This window comes from Eubacterium sp. OM08-24 (assembly GCF_003438075.1).
Classification (GTDB): domain Bacteria; phylum Bacillota; class Clostridia; order Oscillospirales; family Acutalibacteraceae; genus Ruminococcoides.
The window spans coordinates 23,676-47,583 of record NZ_QSTA01000004.1; the positions used below are offsets into that span (position 1 = coordinate 23,676).

The window sequence follows — 23,908 nt, forward strand, 5'->3', positions numbered from 1 at the left end:
TATGGAATACAAAATTATTGCACTTGACATTGACGGTACTCTGACAAATTCTCAAAAAGAGATTACACCACGCACACGATTTGCGATTATTGACGCTCAGAAAATGGGCAAAAAAGTTGTAATTGCCTCGGGCAGACATCCTATGGGTATTCAGAGCATTGCAAAGGATTTATTGCTTGACCGGTATGAGGGCTACATTATGGCTTTCAATGGCGGAAAAATTCTTGACTGCACAACAGGACAAACTATTGTAAGCAAAGATTTCCCTAGGGAATATCTTTCTGATATTCTCGGTGTGCTGAAGGAGTCAAATCTTTCTGTTCATACCTATGATGATAAAAAAATTATAACAGGCGGCACTCTCAACGATTACTCCAATGTTGAAAGAGATATTCTTAAAATGGATATGGTTGTTGTTGAAGATTTTGCGACAAATATTCCTGAAAAAATCAATAAACTTTTACTTTCGGGCGAACCTGCCGAGATTGATAAGTACAACGAAATTCTTGCAAAACGCTATGACGGCTTGCTTGATGTGTATAAGAGCGCACCGTACTTCCTCGAGATTATGCCTTTCGGTGTAACAAAGGGTTCTATGCTGCCTATGCTACTTGAAAAACTCGATTTTACAAACGAAGAGATGATTGCTTTTGGCGACAATTACAATGATATAACTATGATTGGTTATGCAGGTCTTGGCGTTGCTATGGGCAATGCAGAGGAAGATGTAAAAAAGATTGCAAATTATGTCTGCGAGTCAAACGATGATGACGGAGTTGCAAAAACACTTGAAAAATATGTTTTGAAAAATAATATATAATTTGTAGTTGTGATATATAAAAACTCTCTGAATTTAATCGGAGAGTTTTTTGTTTTGTCGAAAAATCTGTTTGCTTTTTAAAAAACGGCACTTTGTTCACTTTTTTGTATAAATTACATAAAACAAGGATTAAATGTTTGGAAGCACAGATTTCGAATAATTCTAAATCAGAAAAAAAATCATTGATAACTACTTTATAATTATATATAGATGTTAAATTTTGGTTTTAACGGAAAATGGAGGAAAAGCTATGACAAAGGTAAAAAAACTCATTGCTTTAATGCTCGTTGTCTGCATTGCGGCAACAGTGGGAATTGTGTCGGTTTCGGCTGCTACTGTTGACGATGCTGAGTCAGTTCAGGCTAAATACGACGGTATTAAAGTGCATGTGTATTCTGAGGACGGCGCACCTAACATCTACTATTGGAACAGCCTTCCGCAGAATATCGCAACAGACTACCCGGGTCCTAAAATGACCTCTGAGGGTAACAACAGCTACGGCTACACATTTGACAATGTAACAAAAATCAATATGATGTTTGTTACAAACGGCACTCAGTCTGCTGAAACAACAAGAAACAGCGGCGAGTGGTGGTACAAAAACGGAAGATGGTCTTCTAAGTCTTGGGACGATTTTGACGATTGGAAGAGAACGGATCTTCGTGAAGATTCAATTTACTTTGTAATCACAACTCGTTTCTATGATGGTGACACAGGCAACAATGTTCATTGTTGGGACGACCAGCAGGCTAACAACCCTGATTCAGACCCGGCTTGGAGAGGCGACTTTAAGGGCCTTATCGACAAGCTTGATTACATCAAGGCTTTAGGCTTCAGTGCAATTTGGATTACTCCTGTTGTATCTAATGCGTCAGGTTATGACTACCATGGCTATCACGCATTTGATTTCTCAACTGTTGATGTTCGTTATGAGAGTGACGATGTTAAGTATCAGGACCTTATCGATGCTGCACATGAAAAAGGTATGAAGATTGTTCAGGACATAGTTATCAATCATACAGGTAACTTTGGTGAGGCTACTCTCGCTCCTATGTTTACAAAAGAGTATAATACACTTAAGGATCTTGAATCTGTTAATTGTATGGTTCCGATTCCTGATTCGGATTTTGCAAAAACATTCCCTGACTATGACAGTCTTGCTCCGGGTTATCAGTATCAGGCAAGACTTAATATAATGAAGGATACTAAGGCTCTTGATTCAGGCTCACATGACACAGAAAATAACTATCATCATTATAAAGACCTTAGCTGGGAAAGCCCAACTGTACAGACAGGACAGATTGCCGGTGACTGCGTTGATGTAAACACAGAAAATCCAAAGGTTGCAGAGTATCTTAACACTGTTTACGGCGATTATATCAATATGGGTGTTGACGCATTCAGAATGGATACCGAAAAGCATATATCAAGACTTACTCTTAACCAGTTCTATTTCCCATCATGGCTTAAGACAGGCGGAGAGAATTTCTATGTATTCGGCGAGGTTTGTACTCGTGTAAGCGAGTTCTGGAACCATAATATCCCTGCAATTTCTGCTCCTTTCTATACTTGGGCAGAAACAGACAGCAAGTATATCAATGCTCTCGGCGATGATCAGCTTGAAAATGTAAACCTTACAAACGAACACTATGCAAGCAATTCAACTACAAGTGGTCAGCCAACTTCTGATAATGTTTATCTTGATGGTCTTACATATCATACTCCTGATTACAGTAAGGGCAATGGCACAGGCGTTATTGACTTCCCAATGCATTGGAACTTCTCTACTGCTAGCAACGCATTTACCCGTGCTCTTGAAGAGGATCCGTATTACAATGATTCAACATGGAATGTAACTTATGTTGACTCTCATGACTACGGTCCGGATATGGATACTCGTTATGATGGCGGTACTCAGGCTTGGGCAGAAAACCTTTCACTTCTCTTTACATTCCGTGGAATTCCTTGCTTGTACTATGGTTCAGAGGTTGAATTCCAAAAGGGCTTAAGCATAGATGTTGGTCCAAATGCTCCTCTTTCAACTGTAGGTCGTGCATATTTCGGTGATTACCTTGAGGGTGATGTTTCAGCTACTGATTTTGGTGAATATAGCGCATCGGGAACAGTTGCCGAAACTCTTAATTCTCCGCTTGCTGTTCACCTTAAGCAGCTGAATATGATTCGTAGAGCAGTACCTGCTCTCCAGAAGGGTCAGTATACAAAGGACAGCAGCTATGTAACTGGTAATATGGCATTTATCCGCCGTTATACAAATTCAAGCGAAGGCGTAGACAGCCTTGCACTTGTGACTATTTCAGGCGGTGCTACATTCAAGAACATTCCTAACGGCAAGTATATTGATGCTGTTACAGGTGATGTTAAGACTGTTACAAACGGCACACTTACAGTAGGCAGTATCGGTAAAGCCAACATGAGATGCTATGTAGCTTGCGGTTCAGGCTTCACAGGCATTGACGGTAAGATTGGTACAAACGGTACATATCTTAAGTAATTAAATAATTATAATTACAACTAAGAGGATGAAGTAAAATTCATCCTCTTTTTGTATATATTTGCAGATAAATGAATATTATTGCTAAAATGTATATAAATATGACATAATCGTAATTATAAATAAGACAGTTTAAAGCATTTTGTATCTTTTCTTTTGCTTTAAAATGTGATATAATGTTTTTTGATGGTAATTATAAATTTACTAATATTTATTGTAGGAAGTGATTTTGATGGGCAGTTATTCAGATAACACACCGGCTATCCACGATTTGGCACAAAAGATGATCTCAAATTCGATGATCGATACAAGTCTTTATTCAAAGTATAATGTTAAGAGAGGTCTTCGTGACCTTGATGGTAAGGGTGTATTAACAGGCCTTACAGATATTTCCACAATTCTTCAGAATAAAGAAGTTGACGGCAAGCTTGTTCCTTGTGACGGTGAGCTGTATTATCGTGGATACAACATAAACGATATTATCGGCGGTATTCTTGAGGATGACCGTTTTGGCTTTGAAGAGGTTGTTTATCTTCTCCTTTTTGGCGAAATGCCAAATGCCGCACAGCTTAAAGATTTTAAGGAATTGCTTGTAAAATACAGAACTTTACCGCAGAACTTTGTTCGTGATGTTATTCTTAAAGCACCGAGTGAAGATATGATGAACTCTATTGCCCGCAGTGTACTTACATTGTTCTGTTATGACGATAACCCTAACGATACATCTGTTGATAATGTACTTCGTCAGTGCATTCAGCTTATCTCTGTATTCCCAATGCTTTCCGTTTACGGTTATCATGCATATAACCATTATCTCCGTGACAAAAGCCTTTATATTCACCGTGCAGAGCCTACTATGTCAACAGCTGAGGTCATTTTGTCATTACTTCGTCCTGACAGAAAGTACACTCCGCTTGAGGCTAAGGTTCTTGATATGGCGCTTATTCTCCATATGGAGCATGGCGGCGGTAACAACTCAACATTTACAACTCATGTAGTAACATCTTCAGGTACAGACACCTATTCGGCAACTGCCGCCGCTTTGGCATCTCTTAAAGGCCCTAAGCACGGTGGTGCAAATGTTAAGGTATTCTATATGTTTGAAGATATTAAAGAGCATATAAAAGACTGGAAAGATGACGAGGAGATTGCAGATTATCTCGAAAAAATCCTCGAAAAGCAGACATTCGACAGAATGGGTCTTATTTACGGTATGGGACACGCAGTTTATACAATTTCTGACCCTCGTCAGATAATTCTTAAAGGTGCTGTTCAGAAACTCGCTAAGGCAGAGGGTTACGATGAGGACTTTGAGCTTTACGAGAGAGTCGAAAGACTCGCTCCGCAGGTAATCGGCAAAAAGCGTAAGATTTACAAGGGTGTTGCATCCAATGTCGATTTTTACAGCGGTTTGCTTTACAGTATGCTTGACATTCCTTGTGAGCTTTATACACCTATGTTTGCAACAGCCAGAATTGCAGGTTGGAGCGCACATAGACTTGAGGAAATCGTAAATGGCGGTAAGATTATCCGTCCTGCTTATATGAGTATTTCAACTATGAAAGACTATACTCCACTCGAAAAAAGATAAATTATAAAAATATAGCGGGTATCCTGTGTGGATATCCGCTTTTTGTATAGGCTATTGGATATTATGCTTTAGATTGCAAAGTTTAGTTAAATAAACATAAAATTTGCACAACCCTTTTTAAAGGGTTGTGGATTTGGCCTTGAAAAGCGGCAAATTAGTAGTTACAGTAGCGTGTTTTTTTCCTTTGTTGCTATCAAAAATTTGCGATAGCTTGAAGTTTTTTGTGGGCGTAGCCCACACCCAGAACCTTAGAAAAGTTTGACTAAACTTTTTTGACTTTTGAGTAGAAATTTTTGCTTTTATTTTTCCTTGCCACTCGACTGAAACAAAGTAAAAATAAAATTGATTACCAAAACTAAAAAACTCCTGCATTGCAGGAGTTTTTAACATTTTATTTATAAGATGTTGAAAGTGTTACGGTGCCGTCTGATTTTCCGTTGCCATCAATGTGAAGAACAATGTTGTTTTTATCATCAAGTGTACTTGCTGACTGCCATAACCAATCAACCTTTGATGAACCGTCGCTTGTAGCCTCAAAAGTAACTACAACAAGCTCGCCGCCCTTTGTGTAATCGTAGCCCGTGCTTATATCAGAGCCGTTGAAGTTGATTTGTCCGGCTATTTTTGCATTGATAATACCATTTGTTGTAGCTGGTTTCTGGAGCTGAGCGGATTTAACTTTTAATTTTGATGAATCATATGTGATTTGTGCCTGATAATTTGTGAGAACAACTGTACTTTTAACAGAGTAGGTTACGGTTACTGTCTGACCTTTCTTTAAGTCAAGAGTTACATCTTCGTTAGATTTTTCATCGGAGTTGTTTTTGTCAGATGAATTGTTATTTGATTTGTTGCCCGAATTATTGCCAGAATTATTGTTTGAATTGTTGTTTGCAGCCTTGCTTGATGAATTATTGTTAGAGTTGCTGTTTGCTTTTGATGAATCGGAAGAGCCGCTTGATTCTGACTTTTCAGAGCTTTGAGCAGACTCGGACTTTGATTCAGAACCCGAACTTTGTGAATTGCTGCTTTCAGAAGTTACTTCGCTTTCTGATTTGTCATTGGCAACTGTTGTGTTTTTGGCATTAGCGGCAGAGGTATCGGCTACTGTTGCAGATGCTGCCGAGCTTTCATTTTTACTGCCACAACCGGTCATTACACTTGCAAAAGATGTGGAAACCGCAAGTAAAGCCACTAAAAGAGCAACAGAAAATTTCTTTGCTTTGTGGTTTGAATTATTCATAAAATCATTCCTTATCTAATGTTATTGTTTCTATTATAGCAAAATATATTATAAAAATAAAGCGTAAATATTAAATAATAATTTGCAAAATTTGACATTGTAATTTGATTTTTACTATGATACAATTAATATGTGAAAACTGAATGAATTTTTAGGAGTGTTTGAAATGAAATTAGCAAAAATTATTGCAGTAGGACTTTCTGCTGTTATGCTTACAACAGGATTTTCACTTTCCGCATTTGCAGCTCAGACAAACGATTCTTCTGTATCTGCTCCGCAATTTAAGACATATGACGCTTTGTACGCTCACGCTGTTTTAAATTCAGAGGATACACAGGCTTGGCAGAGCTGGCAAAGTGAACATGACGAAGATTTTAACGAGAAAAACAGTGACAAAAAATACTTTTTCCTTCCGTCATCGGCAGACAGTGAAAAGGTAGATATTTACAATGCTTACTCATCGGCAATTACTGTCAACGGCGTTAAGATTGAGCCAAACAGCACTGCATCTGTTCATTACAAAACAAATGAGGAATATTCGGTAAGAGCAGGCGGTAAGAATTTTAAATTAGTTTTTATGAAGTCAACCGCAGAGTCAGCCGTATATATTAATAATGATAATGCAGACGGCAACGGCACAGAGCTTATGACTTACCTCAACAGCGATAAGAGCAATTCGGCAAGCGCAACAGCCGCAATTATCGATGCAGACGGCACAATTGAAACAGCCGATGTAAAGAAAATCAAGGGCAGAGGCAACTCAACATGGGGCAAGGCTAAAAAGCCTTACAACATTACTTTCAAGGATAATGTAACAATCGGTTCGATGGATAAGTGCAAGAAATTTTCTATGCTTGCAAACTATCAGGACGATTCTCTTTCAAGAAACAGATTTTTATATGACCTTTCTGATGCGGTAGATATGCCGTATGCCTCAGATTCCCGTTATGTTGATTTTTATTCAGACGGCTATTATTGGGGTTCATATCAGATGTGCCAGAAGATTGATACAGGTAAGACAAATCTTTTAAGCGACATTGATGATAAAGGATACCTTAACAAGGACGGCTCAATCAATGAAAACTTCCAATTTGTATGCGAGGTTGACGCAAGCGCAAACGATGACGATTACCACTTTAATTCATCAAGCGGTAATCCGATTACAATAAAAACTCCTGAGCTTGCACCAGGAGATACAGGCTACAATGAAGTTAAGAATTATGTAAAAGAAAAGTTTGACGCTTTTTATAACGCAATCAAAAGCTCAAGTGCAAATCTTGCCGATTATGCCGATGTTGATTCCGTAACAAAAATTTACCTTATAAACGAGCTCGGCAAAAACTGGGATTCCGGTGTTTCAAGCCTTTACTTTACATATAAGCAGGACGAAAACGGCGATTGGAAATTCTTTGGTTCACCTGTATGGGACTACGATAACTCACTTGGCAACGCAAAGGGCGTTGAGTGGGAACTCGGCAATATAGGTGTAAATGATTACGAACAGTACAGTGGCTGGTGGTGCAAGTATAAGGGAAAAGACAAAAACAGCCGAAACACTAATAATGTTATGAACCTTATTTCAAGAAATAAGGCTGTTCTTGCGGCAGCTCCGCAGGTTTGGTTTGAGGATTTTGTGCCTGCTATGCAGACATTTATGTCAAGCGGCGTAAGCGAGGGCGAGATTTACTCATCGGATGTTTATTACAGCTATATTAAGGGCAGTGCCGAGATGAACTATAAGAGCGGCTGGCTGCTTAATACAGGCAGTTGGATTGCAAACCATAGCAAACTCAATGTAGCTACCTTTGACTATTCCACAGGCAAATATACAGTAAGCAATACTGTTACAAAGTACAGCAACGATTTTGACGGAATGTACAATTATTGTGCCGATTGGCTTACAAGCCGTGCGGCTTGGCTTAGCAGTCAGATGTATGACGAGTACGAGCCGACAAATCCAAGACTTGAAAATGACCTTAACAATGACGGAATTGTAGATGTTCGTGATGCAACCGCACTTCAGCTTTACATTGCCAACAGCGGTACACTTGACGCTGAGGGAGTGAAAATGGCTGATAATAACAAAGACGGCATTATTGATGTAAGAGATGTCACAGCTTTACAGCTGATAATTGCACAATAAAATTTAAATTTTTATACCGCTTGATTTCGGAAGATTTCAAGCGGTATTTTGCTTTTTAAAAGTCATATTTCTATTATTTAATTATAAATTTACACAAAATTTATTGAAAAACTTACGGTAATGGTATATAATGTATTTGTGGAAATTTTGGGTATTATTGAGGATAGTATTTGATTTTATTATGGAGGTTATTATGAGAAAGACTAAAATTGTTTGTACCATTGGTCCTGCCTGCAACAATAAAGAAACCTTGCTTGAGATGATCAACGCAGGTATGAATGTTGCTCGTATCAATATGTCACACGGAGCATATGACGATTTGGAAAACACTTTTAATGTTCTCAAAGAAGCTATTGCCGAAAGCGGAAAAATTGTGTCAATTCTTCTTGATACAAAAGGTCCGGAAGTAAGAGTATGCACATTTGAAAACGGCAGTATAGAACTTGATGAAGGTCAGCTTTTCAGCCTTTGCAAGAATAAAGAAGTCGGTGACGAAACAGGCGTGGCAATTTCTTTCCCTAAGCTTGTTGATTTGTTCAATGCCGACGGCAAAGCGGCAATAGGCAGAGAATTATTATTAGATGACGGTCTTATCTCAATAGTTGTTGACAGTATGACTCCTAACGAAATCATTTGCAAAGTAGTTAAGGGCGGCACACTTAAAAACAGAAAGAGCATTAATATTCCGGGCTACCATATCAATATGCCTTATGTAAGCGCTCAGGACAGAAAAGACATTGAATTTGGTCTTTCTCACGGCGCAAATGTAGTTGCTGCATCGTTTGTGCGTACACACGAAGATGTTAAAACATTAAGAGATTTTATCGACAGCCTTGGATTTGAATATGTTGAAATCATCGCAAAGATTGAAAATCAGAGCGGTGTTGACGATATGGACGCCATTATAGATTGCGCTGACGGCATTATGGTTGCCAGAGGTGATATGGGCGTTGAAATTCCGTTTATTAAACTTCCTGAAATTCAGAAAACACTTATCAGAAAGTGCGTTGCAAGAGGTAAATATGTAATTACAGCAACTCAAATGCTTGAGAGTATGACTTCTTCACCTCGTCCTACAAGAGCTGAAATCAGCGATGTTGCCAATGCTGTATATGACGGTACAAGCGCAGTTATGCTTTCGGGTGAGTCTGCCGCAGGTAAGTACCCTGTTGAAAGTGTTGAGGCTCTTGACGCTATATGCTTTGAGGCAGAGCAGAACGGTGAGTTTACAGCTCTTAAAGACTATATCGAACATCACAGTATTCAGGACAGCAACCCAATCAGAGGCAGTATTTGCCGTGCGGCAAGAGATATTGCTCATCAGGTTGGTGCAAGAGCTATTATTGTTGAGAGTGCAACAGGTAAGGTTGCAAGAGCAATGGTACATTTCCGTCCGGATGTTCCGATAATTGCGGTTGTTACTTCTTCACTTGTATGTAAAAAGCTTTGCCTTAACTGGGGCATTACAGCGCTTATCGGCGAGGAGAAGAAAACCTCGGATGCGATTACAAAGCAGGCGATGGAAAAGGCACTCAGTACAGGTTACTTTAAGAAGGGCGATATTGTTGTTGTAATTTCATCAAACAGAACTGCACCGACTTCAAGCACAGACTCTCTCAATGTAAGGATTTTATAATATGAATAACAATAACATTATACTTATAGGAATGCCAGGTTCGGGTAAGAGTACGCTTGGTGTTCTGCTTGCAAAATACAGCGGATATTCTTTTGTGGATTTGGACTTGATTATTACTAAGAAAACAGGCAAAAAACTGCAAAAGATACTTGATCAGGACGGCTATAATGCTTTCTTGAAAATTGAAAATCAAGTAGGCAAAGAGCTTGACTGCGAGAAAACAGTTGTGGCAACAGGCGGCTCAATGGTACTTAGCGCAGAAGGTATGGAACATTTGAAGAAAATCGGTACGGTTGTGTATATTAATGTGCCGATTGATGAAATCATACGCAGGGTTACAAATGTAGCGACAAGGGGAATTGCTTTTAAAGACGGCGAAACTCTTAACGATGTTTTTAAAGAGAGAACACCTCTTTATGAAAAATATGCAGATGTAACAGTTGATTTTGAGAATGCGGCAAACCTTGAAGAAACCGTTGATAAAATTATGGAAAAATTAAATTTACATAAGTAAAAGCAAAAGCACCGAAAATCGGTGCTTTTGTTTTGTGATTATGAATAAATTGCGGTTTTACGCAAAGAAATGGCAGAAAACATAAAATTTAGGTCAACCCTTTAAAAAGGGTTGCGGGTTTGGGCGGAGCCCATAAAACAGTAAAAATAACTTATTTTCAATAAAAAATAAACGGTTGAATTTATATCATAGAATAACTAAATTTTAGATTACTCAAGACTTTAGTAGAAAACAAAAATTAAGACTAATGAGCGGCAGGGATTAAGAAAGTTGCATATTAGCAGTCTTAGAGAAAAGATATTCTAAAGGATACAAAAGTCTGCGTGTGTGGCTGATTTGCCCTTGAAAAGTGGCAAATTAGTTGTTTTAGTAGCGTGGCTTTTCCTTTGTTGCTGTCGCATTTTTTGGCTTTCGCCGTTATGTTCAAACCGCCAAACGGCAAGCCGTTTGGCTATCAAAGTTTACGATAGTAAAAAGCATTTGTGGGTGTTGCCCACACCCACAACCTTTTAAATTCGGGACGGATAGTCCGTTGCTTTTTAAAGGTTTGCTACCCGACTGAAAATAAGTGAAATCGCAATAAAAAGCAAAAGCCCGACCAAAGTCGGGCGTAATGCTTAATAAAAAAGAGAGAGGAAAATTTCTACGAAAATCAAGTTATTAGCTATTTAATGTAAGTTTTGTGTTTCTTTATCTTACACACATATAATAACATACAGACAATGACAAAACAAGGACAAATATTAGCTTTTCAAAAATAAAATAAAAATTTTTTATAAAAAGGCAATACCGCTCATTTGCAGTATTGCCTTAGCTGTTTATTAAAGAAATTCCATAGGGTCAAGGCGGTCTGTTTCACTTCTTCTTATCTCAAAGTGTAAGTGATCACCTGTTGAGTCGCCTGTTGAACCTACATATGCAATAGTTTGTCCCTTGTATACTTTATCGCCCTGACTTACCGCAACTGCACTGCAATGGCCGTAAAGTGAGTAGTAACCGTTGCCATGGTCAATTATTACATAGTTGCCATAGCCCGAATCGTCATATCCTGCCCATGTTACAGTACCGCCGTCAGATGCAACTATATCCTGACCGCCAATGCCGTCATCCGATATATCTATGCCTGAGTGAAGTCTGCCCCAACGATAGCCGTAGTAGCTTACAATGTTGTGGGTGTAGGGAACAGGCCACATAAACGAACCTGTTGCCTCGTATGACGGAGCTTCGCTTGTGCCCTGAACAATTATCTCGTTCTTAGGCTCTTTTGTAACATTTCTTGCTGTTTCAACAGAATTTGTCTGTTCTCCGTTTATATATGTTACCTTGTAGGTTACTTCAGCCTCGCCGTTTTCGCCTTCTTGCTTGGTTTCGCTGTAGGTGTTGCTCTTTGAATCGTCATAATCGTATTGAGTATCGTAATTAAGGCTGATTGTATCGGTAACATCAGTAGTAACAGCCACATAAAGGTAATCTTTAGCAAGCTCAATAACTTCATCTGCCGTAAGTACGGTTTCATTCGGGAATTTACCGTTGATAATTTTTACTGTATTTGCAAAATCAGCGGTAGTATTTTCGTCATAACCCTCTTTAGCGTCAGATAAAATTTTATTTAACGCATTGCCGAGGGCAGATGTTTCTCCTGTAACTCCGATTTTCTTGCCATTAATGTAAAGTGCTGAAAGCTCAGCGCCAATGTTATTGCTGAGAACGGCATTTGCAACAGTTTTTTCGGCTATATTGGTTGCCTCGTCTGCTGTTGCTATACTTGAAAATTTATCTGAAGTATAGTCAACATATGAATAGTTTGAAGATTTTGCGCTTTGTGCCGTTGCTTTAGTTTCCATAGGAACAGAAACTGCGCTTGCGCCCGATGCAAAACCAATCATTACCGCTGTAAAGCAGGCAACAGATGCAAGCATAGCTTTCTTTTTTAACGCCTCGTGTACCTTTGTTTTAGAAACAGGTGCTGCGTGTGCGTATTTTCTGTCGGTTACATTTCGTGTGGTTGTAACAAGTTTTAGCGGCCTGCTGTTATCATTAAAACCAATGCCCTGTCTTGCGGCACTGTATCGTTTGTCAAAATAGCAGATTTCTGCTCTTTTTGAACTTGTCTGCACAACAGGTCTTGCATTTGCAACAGATCTGCTCTGCTTTCTGATAACAGGCTTTGTAACTTTTCTTGTTACGGTAACCTTTCTTGTTGATTTAATTTTGAATTTCTTTGCTGCGAGTGCAGCCGCTCTCTTTATAAATCGAACAGTTTTCTGAGCGGTATTAAGCTGTTGAGGTTTGCGCCTTGTAAAAGGAAGGCTTTCGATTTCTTTGTAGCCGTCCTTGCCAATGAACTTTGTACTCAAAATAATTTCTCCTATCTCATTAACCGTTACATTTTTGTAACAAACTTAACACTATTATTATAACAAATAGTAACAAAATTGCAATAGAAGAATTAAAAACCGTAACCTTATCCAGTATTTAGCACAAATATAACAGTCGTAATTATGCAACAGACACAATAATTCTCATAATCAATTATACTTTAAGTTATCAACCGTTAAATCTTTTAACTTATCGTAATATTTATTTAATGCCTTTATAGCGCCCTCAAAGTTATGTTCCTTGTAATTCCCGCACTCTGCGGCAGTATTTCCGGGAATTTCGCCTGTATGGTTCTTGCACTTTAAAACAGTTTCTTTTATAAGTGCAAGTGCATCATCCTGCGACATATCCCTTACAAGAAAATAAAATCCTGTACGGCATCCCATAGGGCCAAAATAAATTACCTTATCCGCATATTTGCTGTTGCGCGCATAGGTAGCAAAAAGATGCTCAATAGTATGCATAACGGGATTTGGCAAAAACGGCGGAGTATTCGGCTTTATAAATCTCATATCATATGTTGTAATGTCGCCGTCAATTCGGGATACATAAACGCCCGGTTCAAGTGTATCGTGGTTTACCTGAAAACTTGCAATTTTTTCCATTATAAAAACCTCTTTCATTATATAGTAACTTTATACAGCAGTTTTATGCGTAATCGGCAATGTTTGTAAAGCAGATATTAAGGTCTACTTCACCGTCTATGCCGTCAACCTTGCCTGCGGTTGTGTACTGCCACATTGAGAATTGGTAGTAAAATTCCGGTGTATCGCTGTATTCGCAGTACCAAATGTCATAATCTTTCAATCTTGAAAGGTCATATTTAAAGTAAAGCTCTCGACTCGGCGAGTAGATAGATGCGGTATATCCGTATGATTCAACAGTCTGACAGAACGCTCTTGCACACTCTGTTGCCTCATATGCAGATACATTATCGGTTCTTGCGTCATCATCCTTAACAATTTCCCAGTCATAGGCGACAGGGTAGTCGAGCTTTATGTCACCGAGAATTTCCTTTACATAGTTAGCCTCCTCGATAGCCTCTTCTGTGTTAATTGCCTGAGAGAAGAAGTACACGCCAACTTTTATTCCGTTGTCTTTAGCTTCGGTAATGTTTTTGATTGCGCTTTCGTCTTGATATAAAGTGCCCTCAGTACCGTAGCCTCTGCCGCCAATTCGTATCATAGCAAAGTCAATTCCCGAGTCTTTAACCTTTTTCCAATCAATAGTGCCGTTGTAATCGGAAACATCAATGCCCTCGGTTGATGCGGCTTTGCCGTTTTCATTGTAATACTTAAAGTTAGCATCGGCAGAAAAATTATTTTTGTCAAGTGTGTTTTTTGTCACACCCTCAAGCTCTGTTATCCAAATTTCTCCGAGTGTTGAGTCATTAATTAAGATTTTTTCCCCTGTTGTTTTAACCGTTGTATCGGTAGGAGTGGGGGTATAAGAGCTTTGCTGAGTTTTACTCTCGCTGTTTCCGCCGCAACCCGACAATGCAGTAGTGCTGACGAGTAGAGCCGAAATAAGTATGTATTTGATTTTTTTCATTATAAAAACTCCTGTTTTGTATTTATTAATGACAGGATAACACAAAAATAAATTTCTGTAAATAAAATAAGTCAAAATTTATATTGAAAATATTGTGAAAATTAAGTATAATAGAACAGTATACTGCAACAATATAACTCACATTAAGGAAAGGAGTAGGGATTATGAATGCTGCAAAGGTTACCGGCTATGCCAAAAAGCCTAAAAAAGAGCTTATCAAAGCTATTGATGACTGTGTGTCGTTAAGTCAGCTTTTTGCGCTTATTCAGCACGAGAATATAACTTTGCAAATGCATTCGCAGCCCGGCGCATCTAACCTTGCTCCAAAGGTGCTTTCTGCAAGAGAGATTATAGATAAAAAGGACACCCCGCTTGAGCGGCTTAAAACTGAAATAAAAAAATCCGTTTTAAAAAATAAATAGCAGTTGTATCGGAATAATCGGTACAACTGCTATTTTTAGTTTGTAAAAATCAGAATACAACCATAAGGAGCATTTTAAAGCGTTCCTCGCCAAATACAGCGTGTGGGTGCCTGGCAGGCATAACTATTGACTTGCCCTCATTTAAAATATACTCAATGCCGTCAATTGTAATTTTACCAACGCCGTCAAGACAGGTTACAAATGCGTCACCGCCTGATTCGTGAGTGCTGATTTCCTCACCTTTGTCAAAAGCAAACAAGGTAACGCTGACTGCGTCATTTTGAACCAAGGTTTTGCTTACAACCATTCCGTCCTGATATGCAACTTCGTCTTTTAATGCAAGCACCTGGGATTTGCTGATATTTTTCATTTTCCCGTTTTTAAATAACATTTCCATTTAAAATGTCTCCTTTAAAACATAATTATTTTATACATTCATTATAGCATTGATACATAAAAAAACTCAATAAAGTGTTTGCCTCAAAAGCTAATGAATTTGATAAAATCACTATTTTTGCCTGCTAATATTGATATATATAATATTTTGATGTAAAATAGTAACATTATACTTTAAAAAATAAAAACTAAAGAAAGAAAATTTTGAGAGGAAAATTATGATTAAACTCAGAAGATTTTTAAAGGACTACAAAAAAGAATGTATCATCGGTCCTTTGTGCAAGCTTTTTGAGGCAATACTTGAGCTTATTGTTCCGCTTGTAATGGCGGACATAATTGACAACGGTGTTGCTAATGGCGATAAAAGCTATGTATTGAGAATGGGACTTGTAATGGTTGCACTTGCGGCAACAGGTTTGCTGAGTGCTCTTGTCTGTCAGTATTTTGCTTCAAAGGCATCGCAGGGCTTTGGCACAAAGGTGAGAAGAGCGTTGTTTTCACACATCAACTCACTTTCTCATGCGGAAATTGACAAAATAGGCACACCATCGCTCATTACAAGAATTACAAATGATGTAAACCAGTCACAACAGATGGTTGCAATGACAATCAGATTGCTGACAAGAGCGCCGTTTATTGTTATAGGCTCAATTATTATGGCAATGACAATCAGCGTGAGAATGTCAATCATTTTCATAATTGCCGCCGTTATTATCGGACTTATACTTTATTTTGTAATGACAAAAAGTATCCCGATTTTCAGCCTTATGCAGAAAAAGCTCGATAAAATCGGACTTATTTCAAGAGAAAATCTTTCGGGCAACCGAGTTATCAGAGCCTTTTCAAAGCAGAAAAGCGAAAAGGAAAGGATTGATAATTCAACCGAAGATCTTGCGGCAACCTCAATCCGCATCAGCAGACTTTCGGCTTTGCTTAACCCTGCAACCTATGTTGTAACAGACATTGCTATTATTGCAATCATTTGGTTTGGCGGTTTGAATGTAAACGCAGGCAATATGCAGACAGGCGACATTATCGCACTTGTAAGCTATATGACGCAAATTTTGCTTGCTATGATAGTTGTGGCAAACCTTGTGCTTTTAATGACAAAGGGCAGTGCATCGGCAGCAAGAATTAACGAAGTGCTTGAAACCGAGCCAAGCGTTAAAGAAAACACCAAGGAGCTTATTTCTGTAAGCACAGACGACAACACACCGAAGATTGCTTTTGACAATGTTTCTTTCAGCTATGGCGGCGGTGACGATGAGCTTAGCAAAATCAGCTTTGAAATTAAGCGTGGCTCAACTGTCGGCATAATCGGCGGTACAGGTTCGGGTAAAAGTACGCTTATTAACCTTATCCCTCGCTTTTATGATGTAACACAGGGCAGTGTAGAGGTTGACGGCAGAAATGTAAAGGACTATTCTTTTAAACAGCTTAGAAAGCAAATCGGCATAGTTCCTCAGCAGTCGATACTTTTTAAGGGAACTGTTCGTGACAATATGAAGTGGGAAAATCCCGACCTTACAGACGAAGAAATTATTACGGCGCTTAAAAACGCACAGGCTTATGAATTTGTTTCAAAGCTCCCTATGGGACTTGACAGCAATGTTGAGCAGGGAGGTAAGAATTTCAGCGGCGGTCAAAGACAGCGACTTTGCATTGCAAGAGCGATTGCCGCAAAGCCAAAGGTGCTTATTCTTGATGACAGCTTTTCCGCACTCGACTTTGCAACAGATGCGGCGCTCAGAAAAGCACTCAGTCAGTATACTCACGAGATGACGGTTATAATTGTTACACAGCGTTGCTCAACGATTATGAACTCGGATTTAATCCTTGTGCTTGACGACGGTATGCTTGTGGGAAAAGGCACACATAAGGAATTGCTTAAAAATTGTGAAACTTACAAGGAAATTTGCCTTTCACAGCTCAGCAAATCGGAGGTGGAAGTATGAAAAAATCTGTTGTAAGACGAGTTTTAAAATATATAAAACCATACAAGGGATTGCTTGCGCTTGCTATTTTAAGTGCGATAATCAGCGTTTCTCTTACTCTTTATATTCCTGTACTTACAGGTAATGCCATTGATAACATTATAGACAAGGGCAATGTTAATTTTGAAAATGTACTTCAAATAATTATTTATATAGCTGTCGGAGTTGCAGGCGTTGCGATTTTCCAATGGACTATGACTTATTTTACTAATGTAATCTCATACAAGACGGTAAGAGATTTAAGACGAGATGTTTTCTGCAAATTCAACGATGTGCCGCTATCGTACGTTGACACACACTCGCACGGTGACCTTATCAGCCGAGTAATCAATGATGTTGATGCAGTAGGCGACGGTCTTTCGCAGATGTTTTTGCAGTTGTTCTCGGGTATTGTTACAATTCTCGGAACAATGATATTTATGTTTATAATTGACTGGAGAATCGCCCTTGCGGTAATTATTCTTACTCCGCTTTCATTATTTGTGGCCGCTTTTATCGGTAAAATGACACACAACCGTTTTGCAAGACAACAGCAGCTGCAGGGTGATATTTCCTCATATGTTGAGGAATATGTGGGCAATCAGCGAATTGTAAAGGCTTTTTCATATGAAGACAGAGCTTTTGAAAATTTTGAAAAATACAACCAAGAACTTTACACGGTAGGCTTTAAGGCTCAGTTTGCAGGTGCGCTTGCTAACCCAAGTACAAGATTTGTAAATGCAATGGTATATGCGGCTGTCGGCATTTTCGGTGCAATCACAGCAATTTCAGGTACGCTTTCAGTCGGTCAGCTTTCGTGCTTCTTGACCTATGCAAACCAATATACAAAGCCTTTTAACGAGGTAACAGGTGTGCTTACACAGTTGCAGACAGCCATTGCAGCGGCAGGCAGAGTGTTTGATGTGCTTGACGCCGAGGACGAGCCTGAGGACAAGCCCGAGTCCGTTAAGATTGAAAATTGCAAGGGCAATGTAAAAATTGAGAATGTAAACTTCTCTTATGTAAAGGACAAACCGCTTATTACCGACTTTTCTCTTGATGTCAAAAGCGGCAGCCACATTGCCATTGTAGGCCCGACAGGCTGCGGCAAAACTACCTTTATCAATCTTCTTATGAGATTTTACGATATTGACAGCGGCAAGATTTCTATTGACGGTGTTGATATTAAGGATATGGAGCGTGACGAACTTAGAAAGCTGTACGGAATGGTATTGCAGGACAGCTGGCTTTTCTGCGGAACTATTATGGAAAACTTAAAGTACGGCAATCCCAACGCTACCGATGAACAGGTTATTGAGGCTGCAAAGGCGGCGTATGCCCACAGCTTTATAAGGAAAATGCCTGACGGCTACGATACAATGATTTCAGAGGGCGGCGGTAACCTTTCTCAGGGTCAAAAGCAGCTGCTTTGTATTGCAAGAGCAATGCTCTCAAATCCTACTATGCTTATCCTTGATGAGGCTACTTCGTCTATTGATACACTTACCGAAATTCGTGTTCAAAAGGCATTTGCAAAGATTATGCAGGGCAGAACAAGCTTTGTTGTTGCTCACAGACTTTCTACGATTAAGGAAAGCGATGCTATTCTTGTTATGCGTGACGGTAATATCATTGAGCAGGGTACTCACGAAGAATTGCTTGCAAAGGGCGGTTTCTATAAGAAACTTTACGAAAGCCAATTTGCAAAGTAAAACGGTGTCACTGAGTGACACAATTATAAAAAACTATATATTATCAGGTTAAAATACTTGGAACAAATGTTTTGAATTTGTAACCTTTTTGCTTATAAAGGTTACAACAAAGCTCTTAAGAGTCGCCAAAACCCCAGATTTTATGGAGGTTTTGCGGCTCTTTTTTGTATTATAATTTCGCTTGAGAATTATAAATTAAAATAAGGTAAAAATAATTTCAAATCTGAAAAATATTACTGCGGTTTGTAAATTTTATTTCATTTTGTGCTATATTTATCTTGATTTTTAAAGGCTAATGGGGTATAATGATAGCAAACGGTGGCATAAGGTGTCATTTAGTGACTGATTGATACTCAAAAAACCGAATTTCAGCTTAAATGGAGGTGGGCAAAATGTTTTCCGGAATGTCTAATCATTCTATTGATGCTAAGGGAAGAGTTGTTTTGCCTGCTAAGTTTAGAGATGAACTTGGAGATACCTTTTATGTTGCACAGGGCTTTGGCACCCCTTGCATTCAGGTTATGTCTAAAGAGGTTTTTGAACATTTCTGCTCACAGATTATGCAGCTGCCCGCTAACAAGGCTATGATTCTCCAATATACCTTTACCGCAACCGCTGTTGAGGTATCGCCCAATTCACAGGGCAGAGTTCAGCTTCCGCAGACTTTAAGAGAGAACGCAAAGCTTGACAGCGATGCACTTGTAATCGGTCTTAATAACCGTATTGAAATTTGGAGCAAGTCAGTATTTGAGGATTATGTAAATTCACAGAAAGATCAGCTTGCCGACGCAGTTGGCAGCCTTTCATTCGGATAAGGAGCAAGCTATGGAATTTAATCATATTCCCGTCCTGCTCAATGAAACCATCGAAGGGCTTAATATTAAAGAAAACGGCATTTACGCTGATGGTACCGCAGGCGGTGGAGGTCACAGCAGTGAAATTTTAAAGCACCTTACAACGGGTAAATTAATTTCTATTGATCGTGATCCGGACGCAATACAAACGCTTACAAAGCGATTTTGTAAAAATGAGAATTCGATAATCATAAAGGGCAACTTTGCAGACATTGCCGAGCTTTTAAGGCAAAGAGGCGTAGGCAGACTTGACGGAGTTATGCTCGACATCGGTGTTTCTTCTCATCAGCTTGACACAGCAGAGCGTGGTTTTTCGTTTCACGAGGACGCTCCTCTTGATATGAGAATGAGTCAGAGCGGCACAACAGCCGCCGACCTTGTAAACACACTTCCTTTTGAAGAATTGCGCAGAATTATTTACACCTATGGTGAAGAAAAATTTGCCGATTCAATAGCAAAGGGCATTGTAAAGGCAAGGGAAGAGCAGAGAATTGAAACAACTTTACAGCTTGCAGAAATTATTAAGCAGAATGTTCCACAGAAAGTAAGGCGAGAGGGACATCCTGCAAGAAAAACATTTCAGGCTATAAGGATTGCGGTTAACGATGAACTCGGTGCACTTAACAAGGGACTTGACGGAGCTTTTGAAATGCTCGGTTCGGGCGGAAGGCTGGCAGTTATTACTTTCCACTCCCTTGAGGACAGAATAGTCAAGCAAAAAATGGCGTCTTGGTGTAAGGGCTGTACCTGTCCAAAGGACTTTCCGGTGTGTGTTTGTGGAAATAAACCAAAGGCAAAGCTCATAACGAGAAAGCCTGTTTGTGCAAATGGGACAGAATTGGAATTAAATCCCAGAGCAAGAAGTGCAAAGTTGAGAATATGTGAAAAAATATAGTTTTTTTCTTTTGCAGCTATGGACAAATGCGCTAAATTGTAGTAAAATATAACAAAGCTGTAAATATGGTTACAAACGCTATCGGTTGTAGCGCTATGCACCGTAATTACTATATATACGCATAATATAAAGGTTTAAAGGCGATTTTTCGTACTTTAAATACATATAATTCTTTTAAATTATTAAAATCGTGAAATATTTTGCTCATTGCAAGTAATGAGTATATTGTGTGTTTTATTAAATGATATCGGAAAGGCACAGGGTGCAGAATATGGCATATGAAAACAGAAACGCAGCGTATGATTTGAATCTTTTTGACGAAGCTTCAGCCGCTCCTTTGCCACAGCATGACGAAGAAGTAGAAAAGGTTAAAGCACCTAAGAAAAAGACCGGCAAAAAGGTTATTTCCTTACCGGAAGAGGAAATACATAAAATCAGAAAACGCAGACATAACCCACTTAAGGTTGCGCTTGGCTCAATCGGCGGTGCAGCTGTTGCAATGATTATTGCAACAATTATTGTGGGACAGGTAAGAATCACAGAGTTAAATCAGCAGATTATTACCGCAAAGGAAACACTTTCAAATTCGCAGAGTGTTTACACACAAACAGAAATGAGCTTGCAGGGAAAGCTTAGCTCATCAGACATTGAAAAATATGCCGAAAATCAGCTTGGTTTGACCAAAGCATCAAATTCTCAGCAGGAATTTGTTTCACTATCAGGCGGAGATAAAGCAGAGGTTACTTCTCCGGAGAGTGAAAACCTCTTTACTCAGTTTATCAGCTCAATAGCAAATCTTTGGTCATAACATAACGGTAAACTTAATACAAATGTTATGGAGGAATAAGAGTTAAGACTGTGTCTTGGCTCTTTTTTCGGTATAGAACAGTTATTGTAAAATATTTACATTTTTATAAGGATATTGCGGTTGAAAGGAGAAATTTTGTTGGAGAAAAACGATTTTACTAAAAAAGAGAAGAAAAAGAAGGCCGCAAAAGGTCCTAACCAGCGACTAAGACACAGAACAGCGGTGCTTATTGTGCTTATCCTTGTTATAGGTTTTGGCGCAATTGTTGCAAGACTCGGCTATCTTACCACTATTCAAAGCGGTGAGCTTCAGCAGGCGGCGGTTGAGCAGCAGCTTATGGACAGAAAACTCCCCGCAAAGCGTGGTACTATTTATGATTCAAACGGCAAGGTGCTTGCAGAGAGCGCCTCGGTATGGCAGGTAGTTATGTCGCCTGCAAATATAGATACAGATGAGCAGAGGAATGCCATTGCATCGGGACTTTCCGAAATTCTCGGTCTTGACAAAGCTGATTTGCTCGAAAAGACAAAGCAGAACAGTTACTATGTAGTTGTAAAGCGTAAGATTGAATCAGACGCAAGAACAAAAATTCTTGAACTTATTGATACTCTTAAAGAAAAATACAGTTGCAGTGACTATGCGGTTCAGCTGCAGGACGATTACAAAAGATATTACCCAAATAATGACCTTGCGTCTAATGTTATCGGCTTTACAGGCAGTGACGAGCAGGGACTTGAGGGCATTGAGTATGAATACGATACCTATTTAAAAGGTACGGCAGGCAGAATTGTAACCGCCAAAAACTCAGTCGGTACAGAAATGCCTTTCCAATATGAGCAGAATGTTGAGGCTAAGAACGGCAACAACCTTTACCTTACTATTGACTCAACAATTCAGTCTATCTGCGAAAAATATATGGCACAGGGCATTATTGACAACGATGTTCTCAACAAGGGTGTTTGTATTCTTATGGATGTAAACACAGGTGCTATTCTCGCTATGGTAACAGCTAACGGCTATGACCTTAACAATCCTTACGAGCTTTCTGATAAGGATAAGCAGGAAATTGCCGCCCTCCCCGAAAATGAGCAGGATGCAGCAGAAAGTGCGGCGCTCTCGGCAATGTGGCGTAACAAGGCGGTTGCCGATACTTACGAACCGGGTTCGGTATTTAAAATGTGCACTGCATCAATGGTTCTTGAGGAAGGTCTTGTTGACCCCGACACAAGTACATTCTATTGTGCAGGTTCAATGACTATTGCAGATGCCGGTGCTATTCACTGTCATAACCTTGCAGGTCACGGAACACAGAGCTTTACCGAGGCAATAGTAAACTCTTGTAACCCTGCGTTTATGCAGATGGGACAGCTGCTCGGAATAAACAAATACACTCAGTATTATAAGGCTTTCGGCTTTGCCGACAAAACAGGCATTGACCTTCCGGGTGAGGCTGATGACCAGTTCTTTACAGATATGGACGAAGTTGACCTTGCGGTAGGTTCGTTTGGTCAGAACTTTAAAATTACACCTATTCAGATGATTACAGCTTGTGCGGCGGTTGCAAACGGCGGATATGTTCTTCAGCCGTATGTAGTTTCAAAAATTACCGATTCTGACGGCAATGTAGTTAAGAATGTGGAAAAAACAGTTAAGCGTCAGGCTATTTCAAAAGAAACATCTGATAAAATGAATGAGATTCTTGAGTACAATACATCAACCTCAGGCTCAACTTCAGGCTATGTTCCCGGCTATCGTGTAGCAGGTAAAACAGGTACTTCTGAGAAAAAGGGCGTTAAGATTGTAAGTAATTACAGTGAGGACTATATCGCATCTTTCTGCGGTTATGCTCCTGCCGATGATCCGCAGGTAGCAATGCTTGTATTCTTTGATACACCAAACGGCGGCTCTTACTACGGTTCTCAGGTTGCATCTCCTGTATTTATCAATATTATGACAGAGGTTCTTCCTTACCTTGACATTAAAACAAGCTACTCGGATGACGAGCTTGAGTATATTGATACAGTAGCCGGTTCTTATGTTGGACTTTCAGTATCCGAGGCTAGAACAAATGCAGAGAATGACGGCTTTACAGTTACTGTAAAGGGCGAGGGCAATAATGTTATTTCTCAGATCCCCGCTCCGTCATCACAGATACCTAACGGCGGCAACATTGTGCTTTACACAGATGAGGCAAGTACAGCCGAAAAGGTAACAGTACCGAAACTTGTGGGATATTCGGTTTCTGAGGTAAATGCCGTTGCAAGCTCATACGGACTTAATGTAAGCCTTGTGGGTGCGGCATCGGGCAGTGTAGTAAGTACATCACAGGATATAGCAGAGGGCACTATGGTAAGCGAAGGCTCACTTATTACCGTAACCTTCAGTTCGTCGGTGAGCGTGAACGATTAAAATTTGCGGTTCAGAGGGGACTGCAATGTTAAATAAACCATTGGGCAGGG

The 23,908-nt window shown here is 39.4% G+C and carries 18 protein-coding genes; 13 read left to right on the forward strand and 5 right to left on the reverse strand.

Going from position 1 to position 23,908, the window contains the following annotated elements; all coding sequences use genetic code 11:
- The first annotated feature begins 1 nt into the window (after position 1).
- From DXC23_RS07975 to DXC23_RS07985, 3 genes are all read left to right on the forward strand, one after another.
- Positions 2 to 820, forward strand: coding sequence for a Cof-type HAD-IIB family hydrolase (locus tag DXC23_RS07975; RefSeq protein ID WP_158552513.1), 819 nt, complete (start codon positions 2 to 4; stop codon positions 818 to 820).
- Between the two features lie 250 nt (positions 821 to 1,070).
- Positions 1,071 to 3,332, forward strand: coding sequence for an alpha-amylase family glycosyl hydrolase (locus DXC23_RS07980; protein WP_117705589.1), 2,262 nt, complete (start codon positions 1,071 to 1,073; stop codon positions 3,330 to 3,332).
- Positions 3,333 to 3,564: 232 nt separating this feature from the next.
- Positions 3,565 to 4,923, forward strand: coding sequence for a citrate/2-methylcitrate synthase (locus DXC23_RS07985; protein ID WP_117705590.1), 1,359 nt, complete (start codon positions 3,565 to 3,567; stop codon positions 4,921 to 4,923).
- A 391-nt stretch (positions 4,924 to 5,314) separates the two neighbouring features.
- On the opposite strand, the gene DXC23_RS07995 is transcribed toward DXC23_RS07985, so the two are convergent.
- Positions 5,315 to 6,166, reverse strand: coding sequence for a cohesin domain-containing protein (locus DXC23_RS07995; RefSeq protein WP_117705592.1), 852 nt, complete (start codon positions 6,164 to 6,166; stop codon positions 5,315 to 5,317).
- A gap of 166 nt (positions 6,167 to 6,332) precedes the next feature.
- Here DXC23_RS07995 and DXC23_RS08000 point away from each other — a divergent pair, with 166 nt between their 5' ends.
- The 3 genes from DXC23_RS08000 to DXC23_RS08010 all read left to right on the forward strand — a co-directional run bounded on the left by DXC23_RS08000 (position 6,333) and on the right by DXC23_RS08010 (position 10,459).
- Entirely contained in the window at positions 6,333 to 8,309 is a 1,977-nt protein-coding gene (locus tag DXC23_RS08000; protein ID WP_117705593.1) for a CotH kinase family protein, read from the forward strand.
- Between the two features lie 193 nt (positions 8,310 to 8,502).
- Entirely contained in the window at positions 8,503 to 9,945 is a 1,443-nt protein-coding gene (gene pyk, locus DXC23_RS08005) for a pyruvate kinase (protein WP_158552516.1), read from the forward strand.
- Position 9,946: 1 nt separating this feature from the next.
- A complete protein-coding gene (locus DXC23_RS08010) occupies positions 9,947 to 10,459 on the forward strand; it encodes a shikimate kinase (protein WP_117705595.1) in 513 nt (170 codons plus the stop codon).
- Positions 10,460 to 11,280: 821 nt separating this feature from the next.
- Here DXC23_RS08010 and DXC23_RS08015 read toward each other — a convergent pair.
- The 3 genes from DXC23_RS08015 to DXC23_RS08025 form a co-directional block, all read right to left on the reverse strand.
- The gene (locus tag DXC23_RS08015; RefSeq protein WP_117705596.1) at positions 11,281 to 12,816 is read right to left on the reverse strand and encodes a M23 family metallopeptidase; all 1,536 of its coding nucleotides are present in this window, start codon (positions 12,814 to 12,816) and stop codon (positions 11,281 to 11,283) included.
- A gap of 171 nt (positions 12,817 to 12,987) precedes the next feature.
- On the reverse strand, positions 12,988 to 13,443 hold the full coding sequence (locus DXC23_RS08020) for an S-ribosylhomocysteine lyase (RefSeq protein WP_117705597.1): 456 nt from the start codon (positions 13,441 to 13,443) through the stop codon (positions 12,988 to 12,990).
- Between the two features lie 43 nt (positions 13,444 to 13,486).
- On the reverse strand, positions 13,487 to 14,389 hold the full coding sequence (locus DXC23_RS08025) for a glycoside hydrolase family 25 protein (RefSeq protein ID WP_117705598.1): 903 nt from the start codon (positions 14,387 to 14,389) through the stop codon (positions 13,487 to 13,489).
- Between the two features lie 164 nt (positions 14,390 to 14,553).
- Here DXC23_RS08025 and DXC23_RS08030 point away from each other — a divergent pair, with 164 nt between their 5' ends.
- A complete protein-coding gene (locus DXC23_RS08030) occupies positions 14,554 to 14,811 on the forward strand; it encodes a hypothetical protein (RefSeq protein WP_117705599.1) in 258 nt (85 codons plus the stop codon).
- A gap of 49 nt (positions 14,812 to 14,860) precedes the next feature.
- On the opposite strand, the gene DXC23_RS08035 is transcribed toward DXC23_RS08030, so the two are convergent.
- Complete coding sequence (locus DXC23_RS08035; protein WP_242997451.1) at positions 14,861 to 15,208, reverse strand: cupin domain-containing protein; 348 nt, start codon at positions 15,206 to 15,208, stop codon at positions 14,861 to 14,863.
- Between the two features lie 217 nt (positions 15,209 to 15,425).
- Between DXC23_RS08035 and DXC23_RS08040 the strand changes: the two genes are divergently transcribed.
- The 6 genes from DXC23_RS08040 (at position 15,426) to DXC23_RS08065 (ending at position 23,858) form a co-directional block, all read left to right on the forward strand.
- Positions 15,426 to 17,162: an ABC transporter ATP-binding protein gene (locus DXC23_RS08040; protein ID WP_117705600.1), complete on the forward strand. Its 1,737-nt coding sequence runs from the start codon at positions 15,426 to 15,428 to the stop codon at positions 17,160 to 17,162.
- Entirely contained in the window at positions 17,159 to 18,892 is a 1,734-nt protein-coding gene (locus DXC23_RS08045) for an ABC transporter ATP-binding protein (RefSeq protein WP_117705601.1), read from the forward strand. Before DXC23_RS08040 ends, DXC23_RS08045 begins: the two co-directional genes overlap by 4 nt.
- A 392-nt stretch (positions 18,893 to 19,284) precedes the next feature.
- Entirely contained in the window at positions 19,285 to 19,707 is a 423-nt protein-coding gene (gene mraZ, locus DXC23_RS08050) for a division/cell wall cluster transcriptional repressor MraZ (protein ID WP_158552519.1), read from the forward strand.
- Between the two features lie 10 nt (positions 19,708 to 19,717).
- Positions 19,718 to 20,641 (forward strand): 16S rRNA (cytosine(1402)-N(4))-methyltransferase RsmH, encoded by a 924-nt coding sequence (rsmH, locus tag DXC23_RS08055; protein ID WP_117705603.1) that lies wholly within the window; start codon positions 19,718 to 19,720, stop codon positions 20,639 to 20,641.
- Between the two features lie 271 nt (positions 20,642 to 20,912).
- Complete coding sequence (locus DXC23_RS08060; RefSeq protein WP_117705604.1) at positions 20,913 to 21,449, forward strand: hypothetical protein; 537 nt, start codon at positions 20,913 to 20,915, stop codon at positions 21,447 to 21,449.
- 138 nt (positions 21,450 to 21,587) lie between these two features.
- The gene (locus DXC23_RS08065) at positions 21,588 to 23,858 is read left to right on the forward strand and encodes a penicillin-binding transpeptidase domain-containing protein (protein WP_117705605.1); all 2,271 of its coding nucleotides are present in this window, start codon (positions 21,588 to 21,590) and stop codon (positions 23,856 to 23,858) included.
- Positions 23,859 to 23,908: the final 50 nt, after the last annotated feature.

Bases quoted from the DNA above. Each gene is read 5' to 3' on its own strand.
- DXC23_RS08045 (WP_117705601.1), top strand. From the start codon at position 17,159: ATGAAAAAATCTGTTGTAAGACGAGTTTTAAAATATATAAAACCATAC.
- DXC23_RS07975 (WP_158552513.1), top strand. From the start codon at position 2: ATGGAATACAAAATTATTGCACTTGACATTGACGGTACTCTGACAAAT.
- mraZ (WP_158552519.1), top strand. From the start codon at position 19,285: ATGTTTTCCGGAATGTCTAATCATTCTATTGATGCTAAGGGAAGAGTT.
- DXC23_RS07985 (WP_117705590.1), top strand. From the start codon at position 3,565: ATGGGCAGTTATTCAGATAACACACCGGCTATCCACGATTTGGCACAA.
- DXC23_RS08025 (WP_117705598.1), bottom strand. From the start codon at position 14,389: ATGAAAAAAATCAAATACATACTTATTTCGGCTCTACTCGTCAGCACT.
- pyk (WP_158552516.1), top strand. From the start codon at position 8,503: ATGAGAAAGACTAAAATTGTTTGTACCATTGGTCCTGCCTGCAACAAT.
- rsmH (WP_117705603.1), top strand. From the start codon at position 19,718: ATGGAATTTAATCATATTCCCGTCCTGCTCAATGAAACCATCGAAGGG.
- DXC23_RS08040 (WP_117705600.1), top strand. From the start codon at position 15,426: ATGATTAAACTCAGAAGATTTTTAAAGGACTACAAAAAAGAATGTATC.
- DXC23_RS08010 (WP_117705595.1), top strand. From the start codon at position 9,947: ATGAATAACAATAACATTATACTTATAGGAATGCCAGGTTCGGGTAAG.
- DXC23_RS07995 (WP_117705592.1), bottom strand. From the start codon at position 6,166: ATGAATAATTCAAACCACAAAGCAAAGAAATTTTCTGTTGCTCTTTTA.
- DXC23_RS08035 (WP_242997451.1), bottom strand. From the start codon at position 15,208: ATGGAAATGTTATTTAAAAACGGGAAAATGAAAAATATCAGCAAATCC.
- DXC23_RS08000 (WP_117705593.1), top strand. From the start codon at position 6,333: ATGAAATTAGCAAAAATTATTGCAGTAGGACTTTCTGCTGTTATGCTT.
- DXC23_RS08020 (WP_117705597.1), bottom strand. From the start codon at position 13,443: ATGGAAAAAATTGCAAGTTTTCAGGTAAACCACGATACACTTGAACCG.
- DXC23_RS08060 (WP_117705604.1), top strand. From the start codon at position 20,913: ATGGCATATGAAAACAGAAACGCAGCGTATGATTTGAATCTTTTTGAC.
- DXC23_RS07980 (WP_117705589.1), top strand. From the start codon at position 1,071: ATGACAAAGGTAAAAAAACTCATTGCTTTAATGCTCGTTGTCTGCATT.
- DXC23_RS08030 (WP_117705599.1), top strand. From the start codon at position 14,554: ATGAATGCTGCAAAGGTTACCGGCTATGCCAAAAAGCCTAAAAAAGAG.